Raw genomic sequence first — 13,734 nt, 5'->3', positions numbered from 1 at the left:
GGACCGAAGCCCGCCATCGGTGCCTGCTTAGCGCACCAGGATGTTGTCGCCGCGGCCCATCTTAGGATCGGCGTCGTTGGTGTATTGCAGGATCGCGATCGCGCCCGTCAATGCCTGGCGCATCGAGTGGGTGACCAGCGCGTTGGCGCCTTCCACCGGCGAGATGATGTCGAACGACGAAGCGTCGCCAGGGCCGACCACATAGCTCTGCAGGCCGTGCAGCGCGTTCTTTGGATTGCCGCTCGGGTAGACGCGGTCCCAGATGCCGGCGATGGCGTGGAAGGAGGCGAATTCGTTTACGCCGGCGTTGATGAAGTAGATGCGCACGCGCTCACCAGGCTTGGCTTGCAGCATGCGGGTCGCCGCCGGATCGTGGACCGGGTCGTACTTGAAGATGCCGCCGTTGAACATCACGTTGGTCCATTTGTTGGCCATCATGTCGGCCTGGTTGTCCGGGTTGGCGTACAGCTCCGACTGGATCAGCACATATTCACGGTCGGCCTTCGGCATCGCAGTTTTATCCTTCGGATCGACGATGATGGCGCCGTACATGCCGCGCGCGATATGCTGGATCATCGGGTCGGCGCCGCAGTGGTAGTAGAAGATGCCCGGGTAGTCGGCGCGGAAGGTGTAGCTGCCTTTTTCGCCCGGTTTGACCTGTTCGAAGTCCTTGACCACGTCGACGCGCGCGGCGTGGAAGTCCATCGAGTGCGAATTCTTGCTGGACTTGTCGTTGGTGAGGGTGAACTCGACGATGTCGCCTTCCTCGACGTGCACCACCGGACCTGGCACCATGCCTTCATAGGTCCAGGAACGATACATGGTGCCCTTGTTGTCGATCGGGGTTTCGACTTCCTTGGCGGTCATGTTGATCTTGACGGTCTTGGCTTCCACGGCCGCGCCGCTCATCAGCGCCAGTGCCACGGCGATGCTCATGCTCAGTTGTTTCATAGCTTACTCTCTAGTTGATTGAACGTTGGTCGAATTGACTGCTTGGTGCTTGCTGTTGCGGTTCCAGTCTCTATTTCGCGCTGGTCTTGCTGACGACGCGAAGGTAGGTGACCAGTTCCTTGATGTCATCGTCGTTTAACACTCCTTCCCATTTAGGCATTAGTACGGATTTGCTGACGGCCAGGCCGCCCCCCTTGATCGCCTTGAACAGGGTCTCGTCGGGGGTGTCGCCCATGGCCTTGGTGTCGGTGTGGTCGCGCGGCTTGACCGCCATCGCCGCGCTGTTGATGCCATTGCCATCGCGGTTGATGCCGTGGCACTGCACGCAGTAGGTGTTGTAGAGCTTGACCGCGTGGGGCGCCTCGTCGGCCCGCGCCGCGTCGAACGCGCACAGGGCGATGCCGACGGCCACCAGCGCATACAGTCGGTTTCTAGTCAGCAGGCGCATTATTTTTTCTCCGTTGATTTCAAGGTGCTGATATAGCCGGTCAGCTTCTGCACGTCGGCATCAGTCAGGCCGAGGTTAGGCATCCAGGTGTGGTCATCGAATTTCTGCGGGTTGTTGATGTAGGCCACCACGAAGTCCGGCTGCAGGCGTTCGCCAGCCGTGTGCAGCTCCGGTCCAGAGGTCGGCGCGCCGCCCGGCTTGGCCGTGTGGCAGGAGGTGCAGCCGCGTAGCTTGGAGAACAGCATCGCCGCCATCGAGCCGGCAGCTTCGTTCTTGTAGGCACCCGGCGTGACCAGGCCGTCGCCTTTGAGCGTCATCAGCAGGTCGGCCGCGGTGGTCGCATCGGCGGCGGACAGCTTGAGGTGGGCCGGCACCAGCGCCGGGTCGATCACATCGGCCGATTTGTCAGCGGACGCCTTGACCGACTTGGCGTACATCACGCCGCCTGCGCGCAGCGTGGTCGGGTTCTGCAGCCAGTTGACCAGCCAGGGGCGGTTGAATTTTGAACCGGCGTAGTACAGGTCGGGCGCCTTGCGTTCCCACAGGCGGTCCAGCGTGGCGTGGTCGGGCTTGGCAATGGCGTGGCAGGCCACGCACTGCTGGCTGAGCAGATCGGCCGCGTGGACGCCGCCCGGCGCCAGTCCGAGAGTGGACAGGCTGGCCAGCGCGCCGATTAAAAGATTGAGTCGCATCTTCAGCTCCTTGGTTTATTGGACAGCCTGGCCTTTGAAGCCGTCGTTGGTGTAAATGCCGGGACCCTTCTTGAGCGATTCCTCGTAGTAGAAATTGGGTTCGAATTTTTTGTTTTTCCATTCGTAGAAGGAGTCGTCGCCCTTGATCTCGTTGTATTCGAGGACGCTCATGATCCCGCCCATCGGCCGTTCGCCGTTCATGGTGTGGGAGTCGACGTGGTCGTGCAGCATCCAGCGGCCGGGATTGTCGGCGGTGAAGATGACGTCGTAGCGTTCGCCCGGCGCGACGGCCAAGGTGTCGGCCTTGTAAGGCGCGGGCAGCGGGAAGCCATCCTTGAAGGCCACCGTCATGACGTGGCCGTGCAAGTGGATGCTGTGCACCAGATCGCCGGCGCCGATCAGGCGCATGCGCACTACATCGCCTTTGTTGACGCGCAATGGTTGGTTATCCGGGAATGATTTTCCGTTGATGGTGAAGTAGTCGTAGGTGTCGCCTGGAACGCCGCCGAAGCCAGGCTTGTTGGCCCACTTGGAATCCCAGTCCGATAACATCATGATGAATTCCTTGGTCACCGTTTTCTCCAGCGCGGTCGGCTTTTTGGGCCGCACAATGAAGGGACCCCACATGCCGCGCAGGACCACGTGCTCGTTGACGTTGACGTGGCAGTGGTACCACATGGTGCCGGATGGCTCGGCGGTGAATTTGTAGGTGAAGCTTTCGCCCGGTTTGATCGCCTCCTGGGTGGTGCCGGCGATACCGTCCATCTTCCAGGTACCCTTTTGCAGCATGCCGTGCCAATGGATGGAGTGGGGCAGGGCGGTGACGTTATTGACATTGACCTCGATCTGGTCGCCCTCGTCGACGTAGAACAAAGGGCCCGGGACCTGGCCGGAGAATGCGAAGGTGTGATATTGCTGTTTTTCCACCAGCGTGATGCGGGTGTCCTCGATGTTCATGTCGTACTTGCGCAAGGCGGCGAACGCATCGCTGGTCGGCAAGGCCGCAATGGCCAGCAGGCCGGCCATTGCGGCCAGCTTGCGCAGGGTGGGAAGGTGTAGCTGCATGGAGGCTCCTTGGATGAGGTGACACTGAAACCCATTTAACAGGGATTTTAAATACATCTTTAATGGCGTAAAAAAAGGCGCGACGCCTGTTTGCCATTTCTGGATAATTTATGAGGTAGATCATATACATGTTTAGCAAACTGTGCAAGGCCGAAATGGTGGGAGATGAAAAAAAGGCGGTACCGATAGGGTAAGGTGCTGCCGTTTGAAATTTACTGTATGCTCAGTAAATAAGCACCATATAATCTACACCTTTAATCCCAGCGGCTACGGACAGCACCATGCGACTCACTTCTTTTACCGACTACACCTTGCGCACCCTGCTCTATCTGGGGAGTCACCGTGACCGGCTGGTGACGATCCAGGACATCGCCGACGCGCATGCGATATCCAAGAATCACCTGATGAAGGTGGTCTATCAACTTGGCCTGAGCGGTATGGTTGAAACAGTACGCGGCAGGAACGGTGGCTTGCGTCTGAAGCTGGCGCCGTCCGAAATTAATCTGGGCAGTGTGGTGCGCGCCTCGGAGACCGACTTCCATATGGCTGAATGCTTTGACCGCGTCAACAACCATTGCCCCCTGAGCGGCGATTGCCGGCTGCAGCACGCGCTGGCGGAGGCGACCTTCGCCTATCTGAAGGTGCTCGATGAACAGACGCTGGAATCGCTGCTGGCGCCTGCGCCGCAACCCGCGCTGACGCCGGTTAAGTTTCACCGGACGCGCGCTGCGGTTCGGCGCTCTTAACTTAACTTCCGGTTGGCGCTGCCGGTATGCGGTGGAAATCGACCTGAAAACGTACGGGGCCCAGCAGCGCGACTTCGTGCTGGATCTTGGGTTCAACGACGCCATGGCAATGAACGTCGAGCAGCCATTCTTCTGGCTCGACCGCCGGATCGGTGATCCGGTACAGCAAGCTCCCCTCCAGAACGGTGATGCGGCCCCATACATGCTCGGCAGTGGTGTGGCTGCGCAGCAGGGCGGCTGGAATGGTGTCTTGCGTGAAGACCGCGGTGCTCTTGTAGCAGATGGCGCTGTCAGGGATGGTTTTCATGGTATCTCCAAACGGGTGGTGGGGTGAAGGGAGCGCCGGTGGCGCTTGCTTACGTTAAAGCTGTATTCATAATACTTGATTTTGCGCGATGCCTCAATTAAGATGTATGTAATTTGAATCTTATGCCGCGCAAGACACGTGCGGTACCACACACGATGCGCACCCACTCTTACCCGCCGTTGTCCGCCGAGGACGATCGCCACCGGCGAACGTTGTGCCGATCGCCTGCCGTCTCGGCGGCTTAATTGCGGACGGGGTTGGCCGGACGCCAGTTCATCCCATTTTTTCAACCGGTCGTGACGGTGCAGACAGGCGCGTTGCATGGCTTGGAGGCCACCGTGCGCTGGGCCCATCCACGACTTGGCCTGCTTGCGCCTGCTGATTTCTTATGCGAAGCCGATCAATATGGATTGCTGGATAGCTTGGTGGCGCAGTGGATGGCTGCCGCATGGGAAGCCGCGGCTGGCTGGCGAGTGAGCGGGCTGTCGGTAGGTGTTTCATTGCATCTGTCGGGTGCCATGTTGCGCACACAGACGGTGCACGGCAAGTTCGCCGAAGTACTGGACTGGGAGCCGCCCCGGACATGGCGGACCGGGGTCGACACCGTGCTCGATTGGTATCGTCTGCTGGAGTCTGGCGCCGAGCTGGCGCAGGGCGATTTTGTTTGCGCGCCGCAGCCTGCAGCGGCCTTGCCGTCGGCATTGCATGTCTGGCGGGCGCGTTTCCAGGCGGCCAACGCCACCAGGTTTTTGCCTTTTCCCTGTTTTCTCTAATTTCATCCCTCTTACATAGGAACCCTTATGCGACTTGCCTCTTTTAATTTGGAAGACCATAGCAAGGCTGGTTACGATGCCGATGCCGAAGCTGCCCTGAACGCGATGCCGGGCGTTAGCGATGTGCTGATCGGCGAGGTGAACGATACCTGTAGTGTCGTGTATGACGAACACGGCGTGACGACAGCGCAGCTGCTTGCCGCGCTGTCCGAGGCGGGCTATGCCAGCCGGTTGGTGATGATGCAGCCGCAAGCGCGGTCTTGCTGCGGCAGTTGCGGAGGCTAAGCGCCGACATTGGCGCCAGCCCTCGGGCTGCCTATCAAAGAAGAGGCCGGTGATTGTTTTCGCCGGCCTTTATCGTTTTTACTGCACCAGGACTTTACCGAAGAAGCCGTATTGGAGGCTGCCGGCGATGCGCCGCGCCACCACCAGGAATTCGGCTGCGACATCGGGGGCGAACAGGCGTACGGCGTTGCGCTCGAACAGTTCCAGCCAGCGCTGGAAGTGCTCCACGGTTATTCCCTGCAACAGCATATGCTTACCAAACACGTTACCCTGGAAGCTGCGGCTGCCCAGCATGATGGTCGACCAGAAGTCGACCATGCGATCCAGATGGGGCGCCCAGTGTTCGCCGATGGCGGCATTAAAAACAGGCGAAAGGTCGGGATCGGCGCGGATGTCGTCATAGAAGGCGTGAACCAGGGTCGAGATCGAGGCGGGAGTCAGTTCCAGGTGGGACATGGATATGTGTTTTCTGTGAGGTGGAAAAAAGTGTGGGCGCCTGGCGCAGGCACCAGACGAGGGCGATCGCGATGGCCGCGGTGACCAGCGCAGCGCCGGTGATCGATTGATCGTCCAGCAGATAGGCATTGCACAGGCGCTGCGGCAGGTTTTGATATTGGATGCCGACGATGGCCATCATCCAGCAGAAATTCCCAAGGAAGAAAAGCTGGACGATGATGCCGGCGCGCCGGAACGAACCGGGAAGCAGCGCGCCCAGGAGCAATAGCGATGTGAATTTTGCCATCTGCACCGATGCGTCGCCGAGGCTCAACTCCAGTGCGCGCGGTATCATCCAGTAGGCGCTGACGAAGAGCAGCGCGGTCAGTCCGCAGATGCCATGCTCGTCGAACTTTGCCGCGTGTTGCATCCACGGCGTAGGTCCCGCCAGCAGGTAGCCGGCGGCGGTGATCAGCGGCAGTTGCAGCAGCATGTGGCGCAGCATCTGCGCCTCCAACCAATGGCGCAGCAGGACGGCCAGCGCCAGGCACGCCATGCCTGCGACGATGCGTTGCAGTCCCATGCCCAGGCAATGTAAGCGGTTTGGCATCATCGGCTCGCCAGATGTCGGTCCGGCGCCGCTTGCCGTGCTAATCGCAGCGCATGTTCCAGTGCCTGTTCGGGATGATCGTAATCGTCGATCCGCGCCAGTCTGCCATGGCGGTCGATCAGGTGGAAGGCGGCGTTGTGCTGGAACTCGCCCAGCGGCGCGGGCAGTACGACGATGCCGAATGCGTCCAGCAGCGCCGTCCGTTCGCTCGCCCGGTCGATGCTGGCGAATTGCCATACGCTAGGATCGGCGTGCAGGCGTTGCCCATAGGCGGCGAGCGTCGCTGCATCGTCGCGCGGGTCAAAGCTGATGCTGACAAGGCGCACCTGCCGCTCGACTCCGCGCGCAAGGATCTGTGCTTGCATTTGCTGAAACTCCGTTCCCAGCACCGAGCACACCGCGTTGCAGCTGGCGTACATAAACGTGACGATGGCGACCCTGCTGTCGCTATCGAGCATGTGCTCCAAGGTCGTGGCATACGGATGATGGATGGCGGCCGAAGGCAGTCGGCGTGGCGTGCGTAAAATGTCCAGGCGCCGGCCGTCTTCGGTCGATATTAGCTGGTAGCCCATGGTCGCCTGGCCCAGCGCGGCTGCGCCCAGTATGCAGACCAGACATGTCGCCGCCAGCGTCGGCCAGGGTGCCTTATTGTTTAAGCTGGTTGAGGTCTTCATCGCCATTCCATGGATCGGTACGGTCTTTGCCTGCCTCGCGCTCGACCTTGACGCTGTCGCCGGCGATTTTCCCGGCGCCGTTGCCGAAGCTGCTGCGCACATAGCTCAACACTGCGGCGATCTCGGCGTCATTCAACTTGCCCTTGAAGGCAGGCATGGCGCCGTTGAAGGTGCTGCCCTTAACGGTCAGCTTGCCGGTGATCCCATGCAGCAGAATGTTGACCGGCACCTTGTCGGCAGCGAGCACCCATTCCGAACCGGCCAGCGGCGGGAAGACGCTGGGCAAACCCGCGCCGGTGGCTTGGTGGCAGGCCACGCAATTGGCGCTGTAAATTTGCGCGCCGTCCGCTGCGCCGGCCGCAGCTGCGGGTTTGCCGGCCAGGGTGGACAGCGTGCGCTGGTCGCCCAGCTCGGGCGCGTCATTGCGCTGGTTGGTGACGATGTAGCCGACCGCCCACAGCAATCCCAATGCGACGATGCCGAGAACCAGGCGCGGCACCGGGCGGCCACGTTCGTGGGGGTCCGGGTTTTCGCGTGCGCGCACGTCGTGCTTCGGTTGTTCGATCATGGTCATTTCCTCCTATTTCTTCGGCAGATCGGCCTGGTCCAGCACCGGGTAGGTGTGGTCCATGCTTTGCAGGTAGCGCACCAGGTCCTGCACCTCCTCGGTGGCCACGACGACCTTGCCTGGCGGCGTGTAACCGGGCGGGAGCGTCACGACGCGGTCGCCGGGTTCGGCCGTTTCCTTAACGTTGAACAGGAAGGGGTAGGACGGCATGATGGAGCCGGGCGCGTAAGCGCGCGGCTGGAACAAGTGGCCCAGGTGCCAGTCGGCGCTGGGTTGGCGCGCGCCGATATTGAACAAGTCCGGCCCGGTGCGCATCGTGCCCAGCAGGTGAGGCTTGTCATAGTAGTAGTCGGCGGCCACTGGCGCGCGGCCCCAGCCGCGCAGGTTGTCGGGCGCCTGCGCCTTGTCGCGCGGTTGCTGCGAGTGGCAGTAGATGCAGCCATTTTTGATATAGACTTCACGGCCGCGCAGCTGCGCCGCCGTGTAGGGCTTGAGCGCGGCCGGTGCTTCCACCGTGCTCAGTTGCATGAAGGGGAGCACCACCAGCGCGGAGGTGGCCAGCGCCAGGGTGACCATTGCGCCGCTGAGTAATTTCAATTCGTCATGCATGGTCAGGCTCCTGCCGGGGTGTTGGGGGCGGCGCGGCGGTACAGCAAGGCCGCGCCGGTGCGGGCTGGCCCGTGGCGCAGGGCGATGGCGGCGAAGTGGACGGCGAAGACCAGATGGCCCAGCGTCATGATGGCGCCGCCGACCGAGCGGCTCTTCAGGTAGGGGATGGTGACGCGCACCGACTCCATGAAGGGCTTGGCGGCATCAAGCATTGCCATGCCTTGCAGCCAGCCGCCGATGGACAGGCCAATAAAGTAGATCGAGAAGCCGAGTACTACCAGCCAAAAATGGACCGCAATCAGGCGCGGATATGGCCACTCCCAGGACATCACGCGCGGCATCACAAAGTAGATCGAACCGAACATCACCATGGTGAAGAAGCCGTACAGGCCCAGGTGGGCATGTGCCACAGTGAAGTGGGTGAAGTGGGTCACCGTGTTGATGCTGCGCAGGGCTTCGAGTGAGCCTTGCACTGAGCTCAGCGTGTACATCATCCCGCCGAGCACGATGAAGCGCAGCGTCGGCGAGTAGATCAGTCTGGCAAAGTAGCCGCGCATCGTCAGGTGCTGGTTGATCGAGAACGAAATTACCGGCACGATCATCATGACGCTCTGGACGATGGACAGGGTGATCAGCCAGCCAGGGACCGGGCCGCCGATCAGGTGGTGGCCGCCGACCTGGCCGTAAAAGAAGGCCAGGGTCCAGAATCCCAACAACGAAAGGTTGTATGACTGTACCGGCCTGCCGATGATTTTCGGCAGAAAGTAGTAGACGGAGGCCAGCGCCATGGGCGTGTAGAACAGGCCCAGCACATTGTGGCCAAACCACCAATTCATCGTCGCTTGTTGGACGCCGAAATGCAGCATGGGCAGGTTACCGATAAAGAACAGGATAGGGAACCAGAATAGTGCCGCGCCCATATACCAGACCGACACGTACAGGTGGCTGACTTTGCGCGCTTGCAGCGTGTAGACCAGGGGCAGGCCGATCAAGGCACCGCCGACGACGATCAGGATGTCGACCTGCCAGGGTATCTCCAGCCATTCCATGCCGTCGTTGATGCCGGCGCCGATGGCGCCGAGACCGGCTATCAGACCAGCGTTCCAGAGCATGGCGCCCAGGATGGCGTAGCGGCCGCCGATCAGCGGCGTCTTGAGCAGGCGCGGCAACATCCAGATGGCGATGCCAAATGCCGACATCGGCGCCCAACCGTAGGCGACCGCGTTCAGGTGGATGGTGCGCAGTCGGCCGAACGTGAGCCAGGCCTGAGTCACCAACCAGTCCGGTTCATGCAGTTTGATGGAGCTGGTCAAGCCTGCCAAGGAGGCGACGATCAGCCACACGACGGCGCAGGATAGGAAGACGAAGGCGACGAAGGCGGTGGAGCGATCGGCTTCGACCCGCTGCGCCAGTTCGTTTTGTAATTGCTCCTGTTGCACTGTGTCGAGCGGGGCGGCGGGGCGTTGCAGGACTGCGCGCTGGGCCGCCGTTGCGGAAGGGTCTTCGCCGCAACCGATTTCGCCTGCCGAGAAAATGACGTTGGCGGCGGCCGGGTTGGTGTCGAACATGCGTTTGCGCAGCGACCAGATGAAGACAAGCAGGCCCGTGATGGACAGGATAAATGAAGACAGAAGAATGGCGACGGTATCCATGATTAGCCGTAGGTAAGTGGATGAATGACTGGGAGCAGTGGGCAAAGCGAAGCAATGGCCAGCAGAATCAGCTTGGCGACCTCGCTGGCGCCAAACAGGGCGTGCCAGATGCTTGCGGGGGGCGTCTTACCGGCTAGACGCAGGTCGACCCTGGCTGACAAGGGGGGCATCAGGACGATCATTTGGGTCAGCAACATCAGTGCTGCGCCGAACACCGGCCAAAGGCGCGGTGCGGCACCGGCGACGCTCAACAGCAGCGCGCTGATGGCAAGCACGCTTTCGGCAAGATGCATGGCGCGGAACATTTGTCGGCCGGTGGCAAGCGCGATCGGCCGTGGTAGTTGAGGTGTGGCGAACTTGGCAGGTTGGGCCACGAAGGAGATGCCGAGGACTAGACCGGACCACAGGGTGGTCAGCAGGCTCGTGGTAAGAAGAACATTCATCTATTTCCTTTCAGCTATCGGAACGGCAGGAATTGTTGGTGGATTTGGAAAACGCTCGAAGCACTTAAACATGTAAGTAAAATCTTACATTAAGGCGCGACTTAAAGCAACATCTTGAATGCATGTTTTGTAGTTGCCAGATCATTTTCCCGAGATGGGTTAGAGCAGTCGACGCAAGGCATTCGTCCTGACCCATGCCGCCTATCTAGACATGGCCAACGAAAATTTGGTGGCTGAGTACGGAGTGAGCACGGAGTACTGCGGGATTTTTAGGGAGCTGATGGGAGCCATCAATCGCAGGCGCCACCTATGAAGACTGTCCTTGGAAAGCTCCCGTGGCCTCGTATTTGAGCATTCACACTGCAGGGGCGCGAGTTCGTGAAATGACATTTATATTTGCACTTTTTGTATTTTTTGAAGTTGCTTCTGCGTTGATGACGCTGGCGATCAACTACTCCGAATCAGGCGTCATCCGGCCTGGATCTTCGGCGTCGTCGCCAGGCAGCAAGAAGGATTGGGAGGCTGTTCCACATACCAGGCAGGCAGTTGGTTTGCAACGCGAAAAATTTATCCGGGCCGCCGATGCAGGTAACAATGTCGACATCTTTGTCGCTGTGCGATAGAGTAAGCGCAAGTTGGTGCTACTGAATCCTGCTAGTTCGCAGCCCACTCAATTGATGGTATTTCTGACGGTATCAGCTGCAAGGATCGCGAAAATTCCCCGTTAAATTAGTGACTGAGCACTCTCATTGATATTCGAGTGGGAGTGATGCCGTAGCCGGCAGCCGCTGGCGCCGGCAGGTAAACGGATGAGACTAAGCCCCTGATTTTCAGGGGCTTTTTCTTTTTGAGCGCGCATTGTCTGGCAGGCTCGTGCAACGACAAGCAGCGCATTTTGATGGTACGCATGATGGTATCGGCTTTTCGGAGGGATGGCCACCTGCCGGCTGCGCGACATCAACCCGTACGATTACTTCGTGGACGTGCTGCAGCGTGTCGGCCAGCATCCGGCCTCACTTGCCCATCAGCTCACGCCACGGATCTGGAAGGAGATGTTTGCGGACAATCCGCTACGCTTGGATCTGCATGACCTTGGCGGGCGACGCGTTGCGCCGCCGCGTGATCGCTTACTGCTTGATGCTGGGCCATGCTGAACCAGATCATGTTGATCTGTGTCTACAGGTATCAGCGGCAAATGGTCTTTGTGAATGCCTGCGACCAGGCCACCGGACGCGAAACTTGCCATCGGCATGTGCGCGGCACGGTCTACAAGCACCACCAGTTCTGCGGCCGGCACAGGCAGCGTGGGCAGCAGGCGGCAAATCATGCTGATAAGGCGTTGGGGCGCATGCCCGCATGTTAGCCGGTTTATGGCCGCCTGACACCGGAAATGATTTCAGGCTAGTTGTGCCAGCTTCCTCGGCGTGCCTCGCCCCCGGTGATTATTCACGAGACTTATTATGGAATAAATACATTGCAATATCTTTAAATGTGGGAAACTTTGCTTTCGATTTAATAGGGGAGCGCTGCGTTGTGCTCGGAGATTGAGGCTTGTTACAATGGAGGGACTGTATGCGCAAAACTCTGGTCCAAGGGATACTCGACACATATTCCAATCAGCAATTGATAGAAAAGTTCGCTCCGCTGGTTTGCTACCATTCGCTCGAGCGTTATCGTCCCTGCGGCATCAAATTCCTGATCGACAAGGCTAAAGTGATCAGGCAGCCAATCAAGGCGGATGGACAAATCGACTGGGAGGCGGCCGGAACGGTCAAAAAGGAAAAATTATCAGTCGATGATTTTGGCGATCTATTGGCCAAGGAATTGCGGCTTGAACTGGATCCGGCGGCCTACGCGGGACAACCATGGGGAGAGGCGCCCATCTATGCATCGGTGCAGCTTGATCCGAACGGCGTGTTCATCGACATAAATTACTATTTTCTCTTCGCCTACAACGGCGCGCAGACGGTACGCGGAAAATTTCGCGATCATGATTTTAATTGCATCATCCCGACGTATGCTGAGCATGAGGGAGATCTGGAGTCCTATAGCGTACGAATTTCCGCGCCCCCGAATAGCTCCGCGCCGGTGCCGATCAGTCATCGCTTCGAGGCGCACGGCGACAGTACCTTCTTTGGGAGCGGGGATGTGCTTCGGGTCGACGGGAGAGTGGTCGTAGGCTTAGCCCTGAATTCACATGCCACCTACAATATGAAGGGGCGGAACGAGGAGGACTGGGCGGTGTTGCCCGGTGGCGAAGAGAAGATCGGACTTGGCGCTTTGCTTATCGATATCCTTCCTGATTCTACGGCCCGGCTCTGGAGACCTGTGGTCGTGGAAGTCGGGATCGACGCGCAAAACAATGCGGTCAATGGCCAAAAGTGGGCGCTGTTCAATGGTCGGCTTGGCAGGCATGGAACCGCCAAGTCTACGAGCGTGGAGGGTATTTACCGTGATCTCACTCCGCTGCAACGTGAGTGGGCGGAGTTCCTGTTGGGGCAAGCCGGCGGCGCGCTGCCTATCCATCAACAGGGGCCTTTCGGATTGGGTACACGGCCGACGATGCGGCAAAACGAGCCGGTCGGTAAATCCACCATCGTCGCCATACGCCTGAGAGATCGGTCGGCGCTGGCGCTCTCGGTCAATCCGGACGACCCCACCGGCCATTTGAAGGTCCGCCCTTACCGGAAAAGCGATGAACAGCTGTGGTATCAACTGAGTCTTTTCGGCCACACTTGTTTCGTGAACGTTGCATCTCAACGGGCTGCGGCATCGATGGTCGACAGGGGCGTGGTTTTTCAGGTAGAAATGCCTTATCTCGGTCTTTCGCTCTGGTCGCTGCGAGACGCGGCCATTAGCCCCGTTCGCAATTCGGACCAGAATTTGAATGTAGTTGGAAGTGACAATGATCCGAAGGAGGGCTCGGTCTGCGTGTGGGATTGGGGCGGAGGACGCGCCAACGAATGCTGGACGGTGGCTGCACAGACCATGCCGATCTACCAAGATCGCGTCAGGATCGTCCTGCGTTACAGGACGGCGCGGGAATTTCGTTTGGTCGTGACGGAGAACGAGGCCGGCGCGGTCAAGGCGCAGCCTTTGCAGGAAAACGCCCCCAAGCAAGCACAAGGCACTGAAATACAATTGTGGGACCGGCTCCGATTTGACGACGAGGGTGGCTATCCATGTTATGCGTTCTTCAATGCCTGGACTGGCAAGGCATTAGTGTCCAACGGACATCGTCAGAATGTCGGGACGGATGCCCAACGATTCTCGATTTGGAATTGCACCGACGCGGCGATCCGCCTGCACGGGGATGGCAACCAGAACTTCAACGTCGCCGGCAATGATCATGCACCGAGCGCTGGCAGCGCCATCTGTGTCTGGGATTGGGGCGGTGGGAACGCCAACGAGCGCTGGGAAATGCAAGTGGTGAAAACATATCGGTAGCTGTCCGGCGGCGATCCAGCGCAAAGGTT

The 13,734-nt window shown here is 59.5% G+C and carries 17 protein-coding genes and 1 pseudogene; 6 read left to right on the top strand and 12 right to left on the bottom strand.

Going from position 1 to position 13,734, the window contains the following annotated elements; translation table 11 throughout:
- Nucleotides 1–27: 27 nt before the first annotated feature.
- The 4 genes from AC07OK_RS23065 to AC07OK_RS23050 form a co-directional block, all read right to left on the bottom strand.
- A complete protein-coding gene (locus tag AC07OK_RS23065; protein ID WP_494692478.1) occupies nt 28–951 on the bottom strand; it encodes a multicopper oxidase domain-containing protein in 924 nt (307 codons plus the stop codon).
- A gap of 70 nt (nt 952–1,021) precedes the next feature.
- Nucleotides 1,022–1,399 (bottom strand): c-type cytochrome, encoded by a 378-nt coding sequence (locus AC07OK_RS23060; protein WP_494692477.1) that lies wholly within the window; start codon nt 1,397–1,399, stop codon nt 1,022–1,024.
- Nucleotides 1,399–2,091 (bottom strand): c-type cytochrome, encoded by a 693-nt coding sequence (locus AC07OK_RS23055; protein WP_494692476.1) that lies wholly within the window; start codon nt 2,089–2,091, stop codon nt 1,399–1,401. Before AC07OK_RS23055 ends, AC07OK_RS23060 begins: the two co-directional genes overlap by 1 nt.
- A gap of 15 nt (nt 2,092–2,106) precedes the next feature.
- Complete coding sequence (locus AC07OK_RS23050; protein ID WP_494692475.1) at nt 2,107–3,156, bottom strand: multicopper oxidase domain-containing protein; 1,050 nt, start codon at nt 3,154–3,156, stop codon at nt 2,107–2,109.
- A gap of 281 nt (nt 3,157–3,437) precedes the next feature.
- Between AC07OK_RS23050 and AC07OK_RS23045 the strand changes: the two genes are divergently transcribed.
- Nucleotides 3,438–3,902 (top strand): RrF2 family transcriptional regulator, encoded by a 465-nt coding sequence (locus AC07OK_RS23045; protein ID WP_494692474.1) that lies wholly within the window; start codon nt 3,438–3,440, stop codon nt 3,900–3,902.
- A 1-nt stretch (nt 3,903) separates the two neighbouring features.
- Here AC07OK_RS23045 and AC07OK_RS23040 read toward each other — a convergent pair whose 3' ends face one another.
- Nucleotides 3,904–4,209 (bottom strand): TehB family protein, encoded by a 306-nt coding sequence (locus AC07OK_RS23040; RefSeq protein WP_494692473.1) that lies wholly within the window; start codon nt 4,207–4,209, stop codon nt 3,904–3,906.
- A 257-nt stretch (nt 4,210–4,466) separates the two neighbouring features.
- Between AC07OK_RS23040 and AC07OK_RS23035 the strand changes: the two genes are divergently transcribed.
- The gene (locus AC07OK_RS23035; protein WP_494692472.1) at nt 4,467–4,982 is read left to right on the top strand and encodes an EAL domain-containing protein; all 516 of its coding nucleotides are present in this window, start codon (nt 4,467–4,469) and stop codon (nt 4,980–4,982) included.
- 27 nt (nt 4,983–5,009) lie between these two features.
- Nucleotides 5,010–5,267: a heavy-metal-associated domain-containing protein gene (locus AC07OK_RS23030; protein WP_494692471.1), complete on the top strand. Its 258-nt coding sequence runs from the start codon at nt 5,010–5,012 to the stop codon at nt 5,265–5,267.
- Nucleotides 5,268–5,345: 78 nt separating this feature from the next.
- On the opposite strand, the gene AC07OK_RS23025 is transcribed toward AC07OK_RS23030, so the two are convergent.
- The 7 genes from AC07OK_RS23025 to AC07OK_RS22995 are packed head-to-tail and all read right to left on the bottom strand — an operon-like array spanning nt 5,346 to nt 10,258.
- Entirely contained in the window at nt 5,346–5,723 is a 378-nt protein-coding gene (locus tag AC07OK_RS23025) for a group III truncated hemoglobin (protein WP_494692470.1), read from the bottom strand.
- Nucleotides 5,665–6,315, bottom strand: a complete 651-nt coding sequence (locus AC07OK_RS23020) for a hypothetical protein (RefSeq protein ID WP_494692469.1) — start codon at nt 6,313–6,315, stop codon at nt 5,665–5,667. The genes AC07OK_RS23025 and AC07OK_RS23020 overlap by 59 nt, the downstream gene beginning before the upstream one ends.
- Entirely contained in the window at nt 6,312–6,986 is a 675-nt protein-coding gene (locus AC07OK_RS23015; protein ID WP_494692468.1) for an SCO family protein, read from the bottom strand. The genes AC07OK_RS23020 and AC07OK_RS23015 overlap by 4 nt, the downstream gene beginning before the upstream one ends.
- Nucleotides 6,958–7,554, bottom strand: coding sequence for a c-type cytochrome (locus tag AC07OK_RS23010; RefSeq protein WP_494692467.1), 597 nt, complete (start codon nt 7,552–7,554; stop codon nt 6,958–6,960). The genes AC07OK_RS23015 and AC07OK_RS23010 overlap by 29 nt, the downstream gene beginning before the upstream one ends.
- Nucleotides 7,555–7,566: 12 nt before the next feature.
- A complete protein-coding gene (locus AC07OK_RS23005) occupies nt 7,567–8,163 on the bottom strand; it encodes a cbb3-type cytochrome c oxidase subunit II (protein ID WP_494692466.1) in 597 nt (198 codons plus the stop codon).
- A 2-nt stretch (nt 8,164–8,165) separates the two neighbouring features.
- Entirely contained in the window at nt 8,166–9,815 is a 1,650-nt protein-coding gene (locus tag AC07OK_RS23000; protein ID WP_494692465.1) for a cbb3-type cytochrome c oxidase subunit I, read from the bottom strand.
- A 2-nt stretch (nt 9,816–9,817) separates the two neighbouring features.
- Nucleotides 9,818–10,258, bottom strand: a complete 441-nt coding sequence (locus AC07OK_RS22995) for a DUF4149 domain-containing protein (RefSeq protein ID WP_494692464.1) — start codon at nt 10,256–10,258, stop codon at nt 9,818–9,820.
- 335 nt (nt 10,259–10,593) lie between these two features.
- On the opposite strand from AC07OK_RS22995, the gene AC07OK_RS22990 reads away from it, so the two are divergent.
- The 3 genes and pseudogenes from AC07OK_RS22990 (at nt 10,594) to AC07OK_RS22980 (ending at nt 13,705) form a co-directional block, all read left to right on the top strand.
- Nucleotides 10,594–10,881 carry a hypothetical protein gene (locus AC07OK_RS22990; RefSeq protein WP_494692463.1) on the top strand — a complete coding sequence of 96 codons (288 nt, stop codon included), beginning with the start codon at nt 10,594–10,596 and terminating at the stop codon, nt 10,879–10,881.
- A gap of 309 nt (nt 10,882–11,190) precedes the next feature.
- Nucleotides 11,191–11,412: pseudogene (locus tag AC07OK_RS22985) on the top strand (transposase domain-containing protein); the annotation flags it as partial.
- A 418-nt stretch (nt 11,413–11,830) separates the two neighbouring features.
- On the top strand, nt 11,831–13,705 hold the full coding sequence (locus AC07OK_RS22980; RefSeq protein ID WP_494692462.1) for a Vps62-related protein: 1,875 nt from the start codon (nt 11,831–11,833) through the stop codon (nt 13,703–13,705).
- Nucleotides 13,706–13,734 lie beyond the last annotated feature (29 nt).

It is taken from the genome of Duganella sp. GW821-FHT07G03 (assembly GCF_059418605.1).
The sequence above is the reverse complement of the archived record's forward strand: the minus strand, read 5'-3'. Positions and strand labels throughout refer to the sequence as shown.